Annotated in this window: 13 protein-coding genes and 1 pseudogene; 7 read left to right on the top strand and 7 right to left on the bottom strand. The window is 68.2% G+C overall.

What is annotated here, in order from left to right:
- Positions 1-19: 19 nt before the first annotated feature.
- Positions 20-889, top strand: a complete 870-nt coding sequence (locus tag QHF84_RS45175; RefSeq protein ID WP_281319824.1) for an SDR family oxidoreductase — start codon at positions 20-22, stop codon at positions 887-889.
- Between the two features lie 10 nt (positions 890-899).
- Here QHF84_RS45175 and QHF84_RS45170 read toward each other — a convergent pair.
- A pseudogene (locus QHF84_RS45170) lies at positions 900-1,205 on the bottom strand (ArsC family (seleno)protein); the annotation flags it as partial.
- 201 nt (positions 1,206-1,406) lie between these two features.
- Between QHF84_RS45170 and QHF84_RS45165 the strand changes: the two are divergent.
- Genes QHF84_RS45165 through QHF84_RS45155 form a run of 3 tightly spaced genes read left to right on the top strand, consistent with a single transcriptional unit; the run spans position 1,407 to position 4,519 of the window.
- Entirely contained in the window at positions 1,407-2,711 is a 1,305-nt protein-coding gene (locus QHF84_RS45165) for an APC family permease (protein WP_281319823.1), read from the top strand.
- 42 nt (positions 2,712-2,753) lie between these two features.
- Positions 2,754-3,785: a C-type lectin domain-containing protein gene (locus QHF84_RS45160; protein WP_281319822.1), complete on the top strand. Its 1,032-nt coding sequence runs from the start codon at positions 2,754-2,756 to the stop codon at positions 3,783-3,785.
- Entirely contained in the window at positions 3,782-4,519 is a 738-nt protein-coding gene (locus QHF84_RS45155) for an alpha/beta hydrolase (RefSeq protein WP_281319821.1), read from the top strand. The genes QHF84_RS45160 and QHF84_RS45155 overlap by 4 nt, the downstream gene beginning before the upstream one ends.
- Here QHF84_RS45155 and QHF84_RS45150 read toward each other — a convergent pair.
- Complete coding sequence (locus QHF84_RS45150) at positions 4,516-5,829, bottom strand: glycosyltransferase family 4 protein (RefSeq protein WP_281319820.1); 1,314 nt, start codon at positions 5,827-5,829, stop codon at positions 4,516-4,518. The genes QHF84_RS45155 and QHF84_RS45150 overlap by 4 nt on opposite strands.
- Positions 5,830-5,965: 136 nt before the next feature.
- Here QHF84_RS45150 and rseP point away from each other — a divergent pair, with 136 nt between their 5' ends.
- Together rseP and QHF84_RS45140 are read left to right on the top strand one after the other, a co-directional pair.
- Positions 5,966-7,639: an RIP metalloprotease RseP gene (gene rseP, locus QHF84_RS45145; RefSeq protein WP_281319819.1), complete on the top strand. Its 1,674-nt coding sequence runs from the start codon at positions 5,966-5,968 to the stop codon at positions 7,637-7,639.
- Complete coding sequence (locus QHF84_RS45140) at positions 7,632-8,981, top strand: transcription antitermination factor NusB (protein ID WP_281319818.1); 1,350 nt, start codon at positions 7,632-7,634, stop codon at positions 8,979-8,981. The genes rseP and QHF84_RS45140 overlap by 8 nt, the downstream gene beginning before the upstream one ends.
- Positions 8,982-9,047: 66 nt before the next feature.
- On the opposite strand, the gene QHF84_RS45135 is transcribed toward QHF84_RS45140, so the two are convergent.
- The 4 genes from QHF84_RS45135 to QHF84_RS45120 all read right to left on the bottom strand — a co-directional run bounded on the left by QHF84_RS45135 (position 9,048) and on the right by QHF84_RS45120 (position 14,208).
- Entirely contained in the window at positions 9,048-10,457 is a 1,410-nt protein-coding gene (locus tag QHF84_RS45135) for an FAD-dependent oxidoreductase (protein ID WP_281319817.1), read from the bottom strand.
- Positions 10,458-10,544: 87 nt separating this feature from the next.
- Positions 10,545-11,099: an ion channel gene (locus tag QHF84_RS45130; protein ID WP_281319816.1), complete on the bottom strand. Its 555-nt coding sequence runs from the start codon at positions 11,097-11,099 to the stop codon at positions 10,545-10,547.
- A gap of 4 nt (positions 11,100-11,103) precedes the next feature.
- Complete coding sequence (locus QHF84_RS45125) at positions 11,104-13,278, bottom strand: flotillin domain-containing protein (protein ID WP_281319815.1); 2,175 nt, start codon at positions 13,276-13,278, stop codon at positions 11,104-11,106.
- 99 nt (positions 13,279-13,377) lie between these two features.
- Positions 13,378-14,208 carry an OB-fold-containig protein gene (locus QHF84_RS45120; RefSeq protein ID WP_281319814.1) on the bottom strand — a complete coding sequence of 277 codons (831 nt, stop codon included), beginning with the start codon at positions 14,206-14,208 and terminating at the stop codon, positions 13,378-13,380.
- A gap of 188 nt (positions 14,209-14,396) precedes the next feature.
- Here QHF84_RS45120 and QHF84_RS45115 point away from each other — a divergent pair, with 188 nt between their 5' ends.
- Complete coding sequence (locus tag QHF84_RS45115) at positions 14,397-15,353, top strand: amidohydrolase family protein (protein WP_281319813.1); 957 nt, start codon at positions 14,397-14,399, stop codon at positions 15,351-15,353.
- Here QHF84_RS45115 and QHF84_RS45110 read toward each other — a convergent pair.
- Complete coding sequence (locus QHF84_RS45110; RefSeq protein WP_281319812.1) at positions 15,345-16,112, bottom strand: DUF1295 domain-containing protein; 768 nt, start codon at positions 16,110-16,112, stop codon at positions 15,345-15,347. The genes QHF84_RS45115 and QHF84_RS45110 overlap by 9 nt on opposite strands.
- Between the last annotated feature and the right edge of the window lie 2 nt (positions 16,113-16,114).

Genomic DNA, 16,114 nt, shown 5'->3' with positions numbered 1-16,114 from the left:
CCGTTGGGAGGAGAACCCGATGAGCCAGAACGTCTTCGTCACCGGTACGAACAGCGGCTTCGGCCGCCTCATCACGCTCACGCTCGCGAAGAAAGGCCATACGGTCTTCGCGACGATGCGCGACATCGCGGGCCGCAATGCAGCGGCCGCCGAGGAGCTCACGAAGGCCGGCGAGGGCCGCGTGCACGTCCTCGAGATGGCCGCGACCGACGACACGTCGGTGAACAAGGCCGTGGCCGCGGCGCTCGAAAAGGCCGGGCACCTCGACGTCGTGGTGAACAACGCCGGATACGCGGCGCTCGGCCTCGAAGAGACGCTGACGAGCGAGGAGCTCCTCCGGCAATACGACGTGAACGTGGTCGGCCCGCACCGCGTCCTGCGCGCGGCGCTGCCGTCGATGCGCGCGCGCGGCAAGGGCTTCGTCGTGCAGGTCTCGAGCGCCCTCGGGCGCGTGGTCTTCCCGGTGATGGGCGCCTACGGGTCGAGCAAGTTCGCGCTCGAAGCGCTGAGCGAGGCGTATCGTTATGAGCTCAAAGCGACGGGCGTCGAGCTCACGATCGTGCAGCCGGGCGCGTTCCCCACGGAATTCGGTCAGAAGCTCGCCATCGGCGCCGAGCAGGAGCGCGCGAAGGGCTACGGGCCGTTCGCGAACGCGCTGGAGATGATGGGCAAGAGCTTCGAGCAGATGTTCTCGGGCGACAACGTGCCGAGCCCGCAGCTCGTGGCGGACGCGGTCGTCACGCTCGTCGAGTCGCCCGCGGGCAGCCGCCCCGCGCGCGTGGTCGTCGATCCGGTCTCGGGTCAGGCTGCCGAAGGGCTGAACAAGGCACACGCCGAGGTCCAGAAGCACCTGCTCGCCGGCATGGGTATGGGCAACCTGGCGGATTGAGCCTCCTCGCTCACCCCTTCCGGAGCCCGAGGACCTCGGCGTAAACCTCGGGATCGAATCCCACCACGAGCGTTTGTCCTACCCGCATCGTCGGGGCCCGCAAGCCGCCCGTCGGCCCGAGCAGGGCCCCGAGCACCTCTTCATCGGGCGGGCGCGCGCGCATGTCGAGCGTGACGCGCTTCTTCCCTTTCACCGCGACGACCCGCTCGGCCTGCCGGGCGAGCGCGAGCGCGCCCTCCTCGGCGAGCTTGAGCTTGCCCGCGTCGGCCATTTCCCCGATCACCACATTTTCTTGCGCGAGAAACTCCCGCGCTCGGGTGCACGAGGTTCACCCCTTGCGGTGATAATACCAGTCGGCTCGCTCGTTCATGCCGGATTCCTCCTTTGCCCGCACGATGCAGGGTTTTACCGGGAACGTCAAGCCGATCGGCGATCGAAGGTGTTGCTTCGCGCGGCCCGCGCATCCTAGACTGTTGGCCCGCTTCGGTCGTCTCCTCTCTGCCATGGGGTCCGCATCATGAGCGTCTCCGCCCTCGGCGACTCGACCCAGGCCCAGGCGCCCACCCTGCGGCGCAGGCTCACGTTGTTCGACGTCCTCTGCATCGGGGTGAACGCCACGGTGGGATCGGGCGTGTTCGCGCTGCCCGATGACATGCACCGGGTGATGGGCGGGTTTTCCCCGCTCTCCTTCGCGCTCTGCGCGCTGCTCTTGATGCCGGTGGCGCTCTGCTTCGCCGAGCTCTCGGGCAGGCACGTCGACACGGGCGGGACGTATCTCTATGCGCGCAATGCGTTCGGCGAACGGGCCGGCTTCCTCGTCGGCTGGTTTTGCTGGGCGAACACGTTCGTGAGCTGGGCGGCGAACGCGAGCTTATTCGTCGAGCTCGTGGGGATCCGCGCGCCGCTCGTGGGGTCCGCGGTCGCCGCGGCGGTCGTGGTCGCGCTCGGGGTGGTGAATTATTTCGGGGTAAAACCGGGCGCGTGGGTCGTGAACGCGATGACGCTCGGCAAGATCGGCGCAATCCTGTGTTTCCTCGTGGTGGCGATCTCGCTGTTCGATCCGTCGCGGCTCGGGGGCAAACTTCCGCTCGGCGCGCTCGGCGTGGGGCAAGGCGTGTATCTCGCGCTGTTTCCGCTGCAGGGTTTCGAGGTCGCGCCGATCGCGGCGGGCGAGACGCAAAATCCCCAGCGCAACGTGCCGGTCGGGACACTCGGAGCGCTGTCGATCTCGGCGCTGCTCTTCATCATGGTGCAGGCGGTGCTGGTCGGGATGTACCCGAAGATCGGCGAGGAGTCGGGGCAGCCGCTCGTCGATGCGGCGCGGTTCATCGGGCCGACGATCGGCGCGATCGTGGTCGCGGGCAGCCTGCTCTCGGTCGGCGGATTCACGGCGGGCAGCGCGCTCGGGTCGCCGCGGTATGCGCAGGCGATCGCGGCGCACGGGCTCATGCCCACGGCGCTCGCGCGGATCCACGGGCGCTGGGGGACGCCGCACGTGGCGATCTTCTGGACGACGGCCATCACGGCGGCGCTCGCGTTTTTCTTCGATTATCGGCGCCTCGTGGGGATGTCGAACATCACGATCGTGATCCAGTATCTGTTCACGTGCCTCGCGGTGCCGGTGTTGCGGAAAAAAGAGGGCGAATCGAAGGGGTTTCGGGTGCCGGGCGGCAAGATCATTCCGATCGTGGGCGCTGTGGGATCCGTGGCGCTGCTCGCCGGCGCGGAGAAGCCGGAGTTCCTGTTCGCCGGGGTGACACTGCTGCTCGGGATTCTGGTGGCCGTGGGCACGAAGCGATTCGCGCGCGCCGAGGGCGCGTGAATGCCTTGACAGGCAGGCCCGGGGACTGATGCGATCCGGAGCATGCGGAGATCTGGTTCGTGCTGGTCCGTCGTTTTGCTGGCCCTCGCCGCCTGTGGTCCAGGCCCGACGATCGTATCGAATCCCGATGAAGCGCTGACGCCGCGCGGCGCGGCGTCGGCTTCCGCTTCGGCGACGCCCTCGGCGTCCGCGTCCGCATCCGCCCCCGAAAAAACGAGGCTCGAAGTGGCGGATGGTACGCCGCTGCCGCTTCCGCCGTTTTCGTGTGGCAAGGGGAAGGAGATCGTGATCGCGACGGGCACGTATTGCGTGTTTACCGAACCGCGTTCCTGGCCGGAGGCCGAGCGGCATTGCGAGGAGCACGGCAGCCACCTCGCGTCGATCACGTCCGAGGCCGAAGCGCAGGCGATTCGCGCGGCGATCGTGTCGCCCGTGACGGGTGAGAACGTATGGCTCGGGCTCGTGGAGCCGACGGAGGGGCGATGGCTCGGCCCCGACGCGAAGCCCGTGCGATTCTTCGCGTGGAACGGCGGCGAGCCGAACAACGACGGAGGCTCGGAGAACTGCGGCGCGTGGCTCGTCGGGAGCGGGCGGTGGAACGACGTCGATTGCTTCGTGCCGCGCATGGCGCTCTGCGAGAGCCGATCGCCCGCCGGGACGAAAGGCGCGCTCAAGTGCGCGGAGAGCGCGCGGCTCGTCGTCGGCAAACGCGAGTATTGTTTGCAAGATGCCGCGACGTGGCAGAATGCGCAGGCGCGATGCGTGCAATCCGGCGGAGACCTCGCGATGATGGATTCCTCGGAGGAGAACGACGCACTTTTTGCTGCGATCGGCGCGAAGATCGACGTCGGGTCGATGTGGATCGGGCTCTCGGACGCGGCGAAAGAAGCCGATTTCCGGTGGGCCTCGGGCGAGCCGGTCGGCGCGCCCCCATGGCGGAGCGGAGAGCCGAACAACCTCGGCGACGAGGATTGCGCGGAGTGGCTCCCGGCCGACGGGCGCGCGAACGATCTCCCTTGTCAGGAAAAACGCGCGAGCTTGTGCGAGAAACCCAGGGTGGAAGCGGCGCGATGACGGCGACGTTCGTCCTGGTCCACGGGCCCTTCCTCGGCGGATGGGGGTTTCGGCGCGTCGCTTCCACGCTCGAACGCGCAGGGCATACGGTCTTCACGCCGACGCTGACGGGCATCGGCGAGCGCTCGCATCTGCTCGGCCCCGAGGTCGGGCTGTCGACGCACATCGAGGACATCACGAACGTGCTCGTGTACGAGGATCTCCGTGACGTGATCCTCGTGGGGCAGAGCTACGGCGGGATGGTGATCACGGGCGTCGCGGACCGGGTGCCGGAGCGAATTGCGCGGCTCGTGTATGTCAATGGGCACGTGCCGACGAACGGGCGCAATGCGATGGGCGCATTCGGCGGAGGGACGGCCGGCAAGCTCGATGATATGTCGGACAAGGAGGGACCCCGGCTCTTGCCGCCGTTTCCGTTCGAGGCGATGGGCATCTACGACCCCGCGGACCGTGCCTGGGTCGGGCCGAGGCTATCGCCGCATCCGATGAAATGCCTCGAAGAGCCGATCGTGCTCGCGAATGGCGAGCCCCGGATGCCCCGGGCCTACGTGCTCGGTACGGCGCGCGAGGATCTGATCGCGTTCTTCAAGGCGGATCCGATCGCCCACTTCGTGGAAAAAGCGCGCGCGGAGGGCTTCGAGTTTCACGAGATCGCGACGGGGCTTTTCCCCATGATCAGCCACCCGAAGGAGCTGGCCGCGGTGCTCGAAAGGATCGCCTCGTCCGCTCGTTAGGCGGCCGAAGGTGCCCTCGTTTGTCCTTGCGAACCCACGATGTCGCGGAGCAGCTCGGCCAGGCGGCCGGCGATGGCGCGGCGGTGGAAAGGTTCGAGGCCCACGGGCTGCGCGGGAAGGAGCGGCTCGCCGCGCTGGAACGAGCGCGCAATACGTTCGAGCGCCTCGGCAATGGCGGCAGGCTCGCGCGGGTGCACGACGAGGCCGAGGCGATGTCGCTCGACGAGGCGCGAGAGCGCGCCCTCGGGCGCGAGCGCGAGGCAAGGCCGGCCGACCGCCATGATGTCGAAGATCTTCCCAGGGTAAATGGCAGCATTGCCCGGGATGTCGTCGACGATGACGAGCGCGAGGTGGCTCTCCGCGAGGAGCGAGAGCGCCTCGTCGTGCGGGCGAAACCCGAGGTGGCGGACCATCGGGAGCGAATTCTGCTCGAAGACGACGCGCTCGGTATCGACGACGCGGCCGACGAATCGAATGTCGAAGAGGTCCGCGAGCGTCGGCGCGCGCTCCGCGAGGAGGCGCAAGCCCGCGAAGAGGCCACGCGGCGAGGTATGCCAGAAGGTCGTGCCCGCATAGGTCGCGACGAGCTTGCGGCCGGGCGCGTAGGTCCGCGGCGGAGGCGCGTCGAGGATGTGCGCGAAATCGTCGGGATCGTAGCCGTTCGTCAGCGTGACGACGCGGCTCGGGTCGAGGTCGCGATAACGCGCGAGCAGGTTCTGGCGGAAGTCCTCGGTGACCGTGAGGATACGCGCGGCGCGACGGACGAGCGCCGGCTCGATCGTGTCGATCGCACGCGCGAGGAGCGGGCCGCCGTGCATTTCGTAGGTGGCCGCGGTACGCCATTCGTCGCGATAATCGAGGACGAACGGGACGCGCGCGAGCGGGCCGAGCAAAAAGGGCGAAAACGGCGGGCCGCTGACGAGGACGACGTCGACGTTCGCCGAGAGGCGGCGAATCGCGGCGGCGGCCGCGGGGAGCCACAAGATTTGCGGGTCCGGGACGAGCGCGGCGGAGGCGAGGCGCGCGAGGACGCGGCGCGCCCCCGAGAAGCGGCCTTTCGAGGCGGCGCCGCGCCAGACGGCGGCCTTTTTTTCGTAGCTCGGTTCGAGGGTCCGGACGCGGACGACCTTCACTTCGGCCGGGACATCGCGGAGCAAGCTCTCGTCCCGGATGGGGACGGACGGGTTTTCCGCCGTGAGCACGGTGGTCTCGACGCCGCACGAAGGAAGGTACTTGGCGAACTTGGTGACGCGCTGGACGGCGACGCCGCCGACGGGCGGAAAAGCGTACGAGACGATGAGCAGGCGCAAGACGAATCCCCCGGGCCAACGATTGCACGGCGGTGTCGGCCGGGCAAATGGGGGCCCGGTGTGAGCGGAAAGAGCGTCCCGGGCGCGGTTTTGTCCTTGGCGCCCCGGCGGGATCTCGCGTAGAGATACGCCAGCCGTGGATCTGCTCTACTTCGCGCTTCTCTGCTCCGTGCTGATCTTCGTGCACGAGCTCGGCCACTTCGTGTGGGCGAAGATCTTCGGCGTGAAGGTGCTCACGTTCTCGATGGGTTTCGGGCCGAAGGTGCTCCGGTTTCGAGGACGAGAGACGGAGTATTGCGTGGGGCTCTTGCCCCTCGGCGGCTTCGTGAAGATGCTCGAGGAGAACCGGCAGGAGCCGGTGCTGCCCGAGGATCGCAAGCGTACGTTCGAGGCGCAGGCGCTCTGGAAACGGGTGATCATCGTCATCGCGGGCCCGGCGATGAACATCCTGTTCCCGGTCCTCCTGTATTTCTCCGTTTTCGTCGGGGAGACGCGATTCTCGCCGCCCACGGTCGGCTTCGTTTTGCCCGGACACCCCGCGGAGGGAAAACTCGTGCCGGGTGATCGCGTGCTCGAGGTGGACGGCGAGCGAATCTCGACGTTCGCCGAGCTCGCGCGGATCATCGGCGGGAGCCCCGGCAAAGAGCTGCGGCTCAAGGTGTTCCGCAACAACGAGCACGTCGAGGTCGTGGTGGTGCCGGAGGAGAAGGTCGTCCGGAAGCCGCTCGACATCGTGGAGAAGGTCGGCGAAATCGGCATCAAGCCGAGCCGGCCCGCGGCCGTCGTGGGCATCTCGCGGCCGGATTCGCCTGCGTATCGCGCGGGGCTCCGGACGTTCGACCTCGTGACCGAGGTTCGAGGCCGGCCGGTGAAGACGTTCGCCGATCTCGAAGCGGCGCTGTCGGAGAACCACGGCGAGACAGTGCCGGTGACGTATTTGCGGCCCGTGAAGGTGCCGCGCGCATTCGGCGGGCTCGCGGACATGGCCGTGTACGAGTCGGGCGTGGCGGCGCTGACGCCGGAGGCGAACGGGCACGGCGATCTGGAGGAGCGGACGGGGCTCGAATCCGCGGACCTCTACGTATTCGACGTGGCCGAGGGTTCGGCCGAATGGAACGCCGACATGCGGCCGGGGGATCGCATCGTGGAGGTGGACCAGGCAGCGGTGACGGCCTGGGCGACGTTCCTCGAACGGCTGCTCGTGGCGCCGGATCGGCCGCACATGGTGACGTGGCTCCGCGGCGGCGTGAAGAAGAGCGGGACGATTCTCCTGCGGCGCGAGGATTGGATCGACGAATACGGGCAGCACCGGCCGCGGTATTTCGTGCGTGCGTCGAACTGGTCGCCGGTGGTGCCGGAGGCGTACGTGGAGCACGCGTCGCTCTTGCCGTTCGCGCTGCGGAGCGCGCTCGACGAGACGTACGACGTGATCCGGTTCATCGTGGTGGGGATCGTGCGGATCGTCGAGGGCAAGGTGAGCATCTCGACGCTCGGCGGGCCCATTACGGTGTACGACGTGGTCGGCGAGGAGGGCTCGAAGGGCGTCTCCTACTTCGTGTGGGCGATGGCCGTGATTTCCATCAACCTCGGGCTCGTGAACCTGCTGCCGATCCCGGTGCTCGACGGCGGTCATCTCCTGTTTTTCCTGTTCGAGGCGGTATCGCGCCGGCCTCTGCCGCTCCGGGTGCGGGAGATCGCGAGCCTCGTGGGCCTGCTCGTGCTCTTTGCATTGATGGGGGTGGCGTTCAAGAATGACGTGGAGCGGCGGTGGGACGTGATCCAAGGACAGTTGAGGGAGCTCGTTGATTAGCGAGGCGAGGATCATCGCGGCCCGGGTGCTCGCGCGGGTGTGGAGCACGGAGGCGTTCGCGGCGGCGGCGCTCGACGCCGAGCTCGGGCGGCATTCCGGAATGGATCCACGCGACGCGGGGCTCGCGACCGAGCTCGTGTACGGGGTTTTGCGGACGGAAGCGGCGCTCGTCGCGAGGCTTTCGGCATTGACGCCAAAAGGCAAGCTCGACCTGCCGTCGCCGATCGCGCGGGCGCACGTGCTCATGGCGGCATATACGATCTGCTTTCTGGATCGGGTGCCGGCGTTCGCCGCGGTGAACGAGGCGGTGGGGGCGATCCGCTCGGAAGGGGACGTGCGGACGGGGTCGTTCGCGAATGCGATTTTGCGGAAGCTGTCGGCGGAGGTCGAGGCGAAGGGGCGGCCGTCGCTGGTGGAGGCGGCGAGCGCGTCGGCGCCCGGGTGGCTCCGGGGATCGCTGCGGCGATCGCTCGGGCGGAGCGCGGCGGAGGCATATCTCGCCGCGGGGCCGGTACCGCCGCCGCTCGGTTTGTCGCTCGCGCTGTCGGAGGATCGGGCGGCGTGGATCGCGCGATTGCGTGAGGTTTGTCCGGAAGGTACATTCGAGGAGGGGCACGCCTCGCCGCGGGCGATCCTGGTACGCGGCGCCGGGGACGTGCGGCGATTGCCGGGCGCGGGGAAGGCGTGGATCGTGCAGGAGGAAGGGGCGCAGGTGGTGGCGCTCGCGCTCGGGGCGCGGCGGGGCGAGCGGGTGCTCGACGCCTGCGCGGGTCGCGGAAACAAGACGTGGCTGCTCGCGGACGAGGTGGGGCCCGAGGGCGCCGTGGACGCGGCGGATCTGTACGCGGCGAAGCTCGAACGATTGAAGGAAGGTCCTGCGGGGCGAGGTGCGCGGGCGGCGTACGCGGTCGACTGGGCGGCGCGGACGGGGGCGTTCGCAGAGGTGCCCGAGGATTACGATCGGGTGCTGGTGGACGCGCCATGCTCGGGCGTGGGGACGCTGCGGAGGCGGCCGGAGATCACGCTCAGGCGGACGGCGGAGGACGTGAAACGTTTGTCGGAGCTGCAGACTGCGATCGTGCGGAACGCGGCGACGCGGGTGAAGGACGGGGGTCGGCTGGTTTTCGCGGTGTGCAGCGTGCTGCGGGAGGAGGCCGAAGAGGTGGTCGAGCGGCTCGTGGGGGAGCCGTCGGGAGCGGGGGTTCGGCTGGAAAAACTGCCGATCGAGGCAGAGCTTTCGCGGGAGATCTTGGGCGAGGGGGCGACGAGCTTCCGGCTCCTGCCGCACGTGCAGGGGACGGATGGGTATTTCGTGGCGGGGTTTTTGGTGCGGAAGGGCTGATTCAGGGGCAGGCCGCGCATTCGAGGCACATCGCGCTGGCCATGCCGGCGTGGGGACGAGAGCCCCCTACCCGCCCACCTGCTGGACCAGCCCCCCCACCACCTCACGCACCCCCGCCCGCACCGGCCGCGTCGCCCTCTCGATCACCCGTCCCGCCACGTCCGGCGCGAGCAGCGACGATACCGGATCCAGCAAGTGCTGCACCCGGACGAACTTCTGGAACACCAGCTCGTCATCCGGGACGGTATTCATGAGCTCGTCCATGTACTTCCCCACCACCCGGCTCACCGCTCCGGGGCGCTCGCCCTTCGTCGCCGACCAGCGGAAATCTTCGGCGAGCGCCATTCCCCACACCGATCGCAGAACCCGCGCGAGGCGCCGCTGGAATCGGCGCGACAAACCCACGAGGCTCGGCCCGCCGATACGCTCGCGTTGCTCCGTCAGGCAGGCGCCGAGCTCGACCGCGCCGAGCACCGCCATCGACATGCCCTGGCCGTACATCGGGTTGAACGAGGCGACCGCGTCGCCGACCGCCACGAAGCGATCCGGAAAGCGGCTCAGCTCCTCGAAATGGCGGTGCCGGTTCTCCGTCTTCGCCGAGCCATAAATCGGCGAGATCGGCTCGGCTTTCTGCACGAAATCCCAGACCTCCGGGAAACGCAGGGCGCGGATCCAGGCGTGGAATCCCTCCTCGTCGAGCGGCGTGCGTTCGCCCGCGATGCCCATCAGCGTGACGAACCACTTGTCGTCCTCGCACGACATGTACCCTCCGCCCCGCGGCAGGTCCGGCGGGGTCGGGAGGTCCACCACGAGGTTGTACCGCGAGAGGCTCCGGGGACCACGATACCAGCGCGTCGAATACGAGAGCGCCGCGTCGACGATTTCTTCGCGCGGCGTCGGATAGCCGAGCTCCGCGAGCCACTCGTCCACCCGGGCCTCGCGGCCGCACGCCGCGACCACGAAGTCGGCCCGCAAGACGTCCTCTCCACGGCTGTCGCGGTACTTCACGCCCGAGACCCCGTGGCCCTCGCCGACGAGGCCCTTCACCTGGATGCCATTGCGAAATTCGACCTGGCCGTCACGCTCGAGCCGACACCGCATCGTGTACTCCCGGAACGGACGGCTCGCGAAGCTCACCTCGACGCCGCTCGTCGAGGTCGGCAGGCGGAATATCGGAAAATTGACGAGCGATGTGCCGGCATAATCGCCCCACGGCGCCCCGGCCGCGGTGAGCTCCTCACGAAGCCCCGGGAAGAGCCCCTCCAATGCCTGCTCACCGCCCGCGAGCAAGACGTGGACATGTCGAGCCTGGGGGACTCCGGCCCGGTGCTCGGCGCCGCCCTGCGGTTTGTCCCGCTCGAGCACGGTGACACGATCGAAATGCTCGGTGAGCACACGCGCGGTGGAGAGGCCGGCGATCCCACCACCAATGACGACGGCATGGCGGCCGGTTCCGTGCGTTGCAGCAAGACTCATGGCGTCCTCCTCGACGAATCGGACCGGGCCGAGCGACGGCCCGCGGTCCAGGGGCGGCCGATCATGATAGCCGAAACGAAAATCCTGTCAGCCCCGCACGTTCCGGTCGGGCGACGGACGGACGCCCTGGAGTTCGGCGAGGATCGCATCGAGCCGCGCGAGAATGGCCTTTTGCAGGGCGATCGACTCCGCTGTGGCGGCGAAAACGTGCGCGTCGGCCCCATTGGAGGCCGGAGCGCCAAATTTTTGCTGCTCCGTGGCGGGCGGGGCGAACGCGTTCGCCGCGACGCTCGGGCCAAACGTCATGAGGAACGCAGCCAAAGCCTTGCCCGATTCGGTCTCCGCGAACTTGTTGTCGTACCCTACGGAAAGGCAGGTCGAGACGAACACCACGGCGTCCCAGAACGTGCGGCACCGCGGATTCTTGTCCTTCTCGGCGAGCCAAAAAAGGTAGGCGCCGCCAAGCACGGAGACGAGGAGCGTGTCCAGCGGATCCCGCTGGACGAGCTCGCGAAAACCTTGCTTCAAGGTGCCATACCCGAGCGCGCCGCCCTGCGCACCCGGGGTCGCGACGAGGCCACGCGCGATCTGCGCAAGTGCAGAGAGCGCGGCAGCGTCAGGGTCTTGGCGAGGCGTGGTCATCGAATCACTCCGCAGGAAGCGGGGCCGCGGGCGGGATCGTCGGGGGGTCGACCTCGTGGACCTGGATGCCGGCGCCGGAGGGCGCGGCGCGGCCGACGCCGAGGTCGTCGAGCTTCTTCGCGAGCTCCGGGTCCTTGTCGATCACGGCGCGGAGCTCGGCCGGGAGCGTGCCGAGGAAGGCGCGGGCCTTGTCCGCGAGGCCGCGCTCGTCGACCTGCGAAAATGCGAGCATTTCGCGGAGGAGCGGATACGCGGCGCCGGCTTCGAGGATGGTTTTGAGGACGGGCGAGGCGACGTTGCCGAAGGGCGCGCTCGGGGCGCCCTCGCCGTTCGTCGCGGCCGCGCCGCCCGTGCCCTGGAGCTGCAGAACCTTGATCTCGCTGATGGCGCGGGCCGGGGTCATGAGCTCGCGCGTGACGGCGGGCAGGACGTCGAGCGCCTTCAGGGCGACGTCGCGGAGGAGGAACTTCGTGGCGACGGCGTTCTCGGCCTCGACGAGCTTGCGCTTGGCGTCGGCCTCGGCCTCGCCCTTTTTGCGCGTGGCCTCGGCGAGGGCGATCAAGGCCTGCGCTTCCTGCGAGGCGGCCTGGGCCTTGGCTTCGGCCGAGATGCGGACGCGGTCGGCGTCGGCCTCGGCGCCCTTGCGCATGACGTTCGCGTTCGCCTGCGCGTCGAGCTCACGCGCCTGCGCGAGGCCCTGGGCGCGGGCGATTTCGCCTTCGGCGGCGGCGCGTTTGGCCGCGGCTTCACCCTCGGCGTGCGCCTTGAGCGCGGCGGCCTGCGTCTCGGCTTCGAGCTTGAGCTTGAAGGCCTCGCGCTCGGCGGCGATACGCGAGCGTTGCGCGTCCTCCTCGCTCTTGATCACGGCGATCGCCTTTTCGCGGTTCGCCTTCGCGGTCTCCTCGACCGTGATGATCCCCTGCATCGCTTGCTGCTGCTCGGCCTCGGCCTGGGCCTTCAGGGCGGCGGCGCGCGCGGCCTGCTCCTCGCTCTGCGTGACCGCGATTTGCTTCGCGATGCGCGCGGTCTCGACGGCCTGCTGCTTGACGATCTCGGCGCTCTCGACGGCCTTCTGCTTGTCGATCGAGGCCGTCTCGAGGGCCTTTTGCCGATCGACCTCGGCGGCCTGGACGACCTTCTCTTTCTCGATCATCGAGGCCTCGATCTCGCGCTGCTTGGCGATCTCGGCAGCCTGCTGTGCCTTTTCGGCGGCGATCTGCGCCTCGCGCTGGCCCCGCTGGCGCGCGGCCTCGGCGACGGCGATCGCTTGCTCCTGCTGGATACGCGCGGTCTCGGTCGCTTTGCGTTTTTCGAGCGCGGCGAGCTCCTGGGCCTGCTCCTGGACGTAGACGGCCTTCGCGGTCTCGGCCTTCTGCGTGGCGGCGTACTCGGCGACGCGGCGGGCCTGGTCGGCCTCGGCCTGCTTCTGATCCTGCTCGATCGTGAGGGCGCGTTTTTTCGCCTCGGCGTTCGTGAGCTGGATGGCGAGCTCTTTTTCGCGCTGGATCTTGGTGGTCTGCTCGGCGTTCGACTGGACGCTGTCCGTGATGGCGCGCAAGCCCTCGGCGTCGAAGACGTCCTGCGGGTCGAGCTCTTTCACGGGGACCATCGCGAGCGCGGTGATCGAGACGTTCTCCAGCGTGAGGCCGTTCTTCTTGAGCTCGTCGGAGAGCGTGCTCTGGATGTGCTCTGCGAACTGCTTTCGCTGCCCGTGCAGCTCCATGAAGGTCTGGTTTGCCGAGACGGACCGGAGGGCGTCGGTGAGTTTGCCCTCGATGAGATCGCCGATGGCCTGCTCGTCGAAGTTTCGCTCGCCGAACGATCGCGCGGCGGCGAGGACGTCCTCGGCGATGGGCTCGACCTTGATGTAGAGCTCGGTCGTGACGTTGGCCTTGATCTTGTCCTTCGTGACGAGGGCGTTCTTGCCGGAGCGCTCGACGGAGAGCTTGATCGAGTGCAGCGAGACGCGCAGGAGCTGGTGGAGGATCGGATAGACGGTGATACCGCCGCCGATCACGACCTTGTTGCCGCCGGCGCCGGTGCGGACGAGGGCCTCGTCCGCGCCGCAGCGTCGATAAAACTTCGCCAGGGTGACGAAGAAGGCGACCAGGAGGACCAGGAAGCCGACCGTTCCCAAGGCGAATAACTGAAACTCGGGTTTCTGGAAGAGCTGAGGCATGGCTCGGATGCTCCGTATCGAAAAAGCTCCGCCGCGAGGGCGACGGTCGATGAGACCGCCTCGCAGGGGGCCGTGGCAAGGGAGAACGCGCTCGCCCGCTCAGGGCGCGCGGCGAACGTTGGATTCGTTATTCTTTTCCGAGGCCTCCGCTTCGGCCTCTGCTTCGGTCTCGGCCCGCGTATCACCCGCGATGCGGAGCGCGGGCGCGGGCGGCGCGTCGTCGTCGTCGAGCGGCGCGACGAAGATGCGACCGTCCCTGCTGTCGTAATCGACGATGACCACCTCGCGACCGGCGCCGATGACGGGTTCACCCTCACGAATACGGCAGATGACGTGCACGAAATGCCCCGCCCGGTCCTTGGCACGAATTTCGCCGAATTCGCTGGTCACGCGGCTACTGATCACGACACCCGAGCAGCCCACGAGGTTCCTGCGGCTCGTGGCCTCCTCGCCGGCGGGCGCGACGACCTTGCCGAGGAGGCGCGAGGCGGTGCGCGTGACGAGGTAGGCGACGAGGAGCGAAGCGGGCAGGCTGAGCGCGAGGGTCGAGGTCGCGAGGGCGCCAGCGCGGCCGAAATAGAGGGTGTTGAGCGCGAGGCCGGTGATGCCGAACGTGACGGCGAAGGTCTGCCAGAGGACCGAAAACGGGACGCGGCCGGCGCCGAGGTCGACGAGGATCTTGCCGCCGAGGCTCGCGTCGTCGTCGCCGTCGGCGTCGTGATCGTGGTCGTGATCGGCGTCCGCGTCGACGTCATGATCGGCGTCCGCGTCGACGTCGGCGTCGTGATCGGCGTCCGCGTCGTGATCGGAGCCGCCGACGAGCAGGCCGAGGACGCCCGTCATTTGCAGGAGCGCGAAGAGGATCGCGACCGTGAATACGATCGCGTAGGGGAGGTTCGCCCAGACGAAGAGGGATTGGAGGAAGTCCAAGGGGCGCACCGGAGCGGTGCCCGGATCGTGTGGCCGCGCGAGGACGGGGTCAAGACGAAGGGGAGCCGATTCGACCGATTCGCGCGATGGCTCGCCGGAGGTCGAGGTTGTCCACGCTGCATGACGCGCCCTCGGCGGGCAAGGCGAGGTCTGTCGCGCGGCGCCCGTTTGAGGCATGCTGCGTCGCCATGCACGACTGTCCCCTGCCCTGCCTCGCCGATCACGCGCCGCCGCCCCGGGAGGCTTTTGGCGGATGGCTTTCGGCCGATCGGGCGCCGCTGCCCGCCGCGAACGACGAGGAAGGCGAGCGCCTGTCGTCGTCGTTGCCCGAGGTGATCGACGCGCACGTGCACCTGTTCCCGGAGCCGGTGTTCGAGGCGCTGTGGCGCTGGTTCGATCAGTATGGGTGGCCGATCCGGTACAAGCTCAAAGCGCGGGAGGTGGTGCAATTTCTGCTGTCGCGCGGGGTGTCGCGGATCGTGGCATTGCATTATGCGCACAAGCCGGGGATGGCGCGGGCGTTGAACCAATTCGTGGCGGGGCTTTGCCGGGAGGAGCCGCGGGTCGTCGGGCTCGCGACGGTGCTGCCCGGGGAGCCGGGGGCGAAGGAGATATTGGCGGAGGCATTCGCGATGGGGCTCGCGGGGGTGAAGCTACATTGCCACGTGCAATGCTTCTCGCCGGACGAGGAGGCGCTGCACGACGTGTACGAGGCGTGCGTCCGGGCAAACCGTCCGCTCGTGGTGCACGCGGGCAGGGAGCCGAAGAGCCCGGCCTACAAGTGTGATACGTACGAGATCTGCTCGGCCGACCGGGTGGAGCGGGTGCTCGCCGAATATCCAGGCTTATCGCTCTGCGTGCCGCACCTCGGGGCCGATGAATTCGACGCGTATGAGCGGCTGCTCGAACGGTACGATAACCTCTGGCTCGATACGACGATGACGATGGCCGAATACTTCACGGGAGATCCGCCCGTGCGGCTCTTGCATTGCCGGCCGGAGCGGGTGCTTTACGGGTCGGATTTTCCGAACGTGCCGTACGCGTGGGATCGGGAGATCAAGCGGCTCGCGGCGCTGGGATTGCGGGAAGAGCAGCTCGCGGCGCTCGTCGGCGGGAATGCGAAGAAGCTGTACGGTTCAAAATAGTCCCGGCACGAGCGCCTTCCGCTCCGGCGGGTAATCCGGGAATTTTTCGCGATACCAGCGGTGGTGGGAGCGGGCGCGCGGCAAGAGGTTCGCGATCGTCCAGAGCGCGAACGCGAGGCCCGGCAGCGACCAGGTGCAGATCGCAAAGCCGATCCATTCGATGATCTCGCCGAAATAATTGGGGCAGCTCACCCAGCGGTAAAAACCGCCGCGCGGGATCTTGTAGCCGGTTTCGCCAGGCTTGCGCAGGTGGAGGAGGATCCAGTCGGCCTGCTGGTTGATGGCGAATCCCGCGAGGAAGATGGCCGCGCCGAGGAAGAAGCGGAGATCGGAGAGCCAGGCGGCTCCATACCGATCCGCGCCGGCGAAACCGAAGAGCCAGCGGCCATTGAGGTAGCCGTTGATCGAGGTGAACGTGAACGCCGCCGCGGCAATGGCGATCGGCATTCGCTTGGGGCCGCTCTTGATGCGGAACGGGAAGATGAAGGCGCGGTGGACGTAATGGAGCTGCCAGAGGACGAGGAAGACGAGCGAGGCCGGGTCGGTCGGGCAGCCGCCGAGATACCAGCACCCGAAAAAGACGAGGACCGACGGCGACTCCATGAGGAGCCAGCCGAGGCGATTGTCGATCGTGGGGCCCCAGGATTTCGTTTCGTGGCGGCCGTACGGGGCGGTGATGAAAAAGAGTGCCGGGAAGGTCAGGGCCGCGACGACGAGGAATCCCCAGAGGAGGAATCGATAGAACGTGGGCTCGTCCATGA

This window comes from Polyangium sp. y55x31, assembly GCF_029946505.1.
Lineage (GTDB): Bacteria > Myxococcota_A > Polyangia > Polyangiales > Polyangiaceae > Polyangium.
The sequence above is the reverse complement of the archived record's forward strand: the minus strand, read 5'-3'. Positions and strand labels throughout refer to the sequence as shown.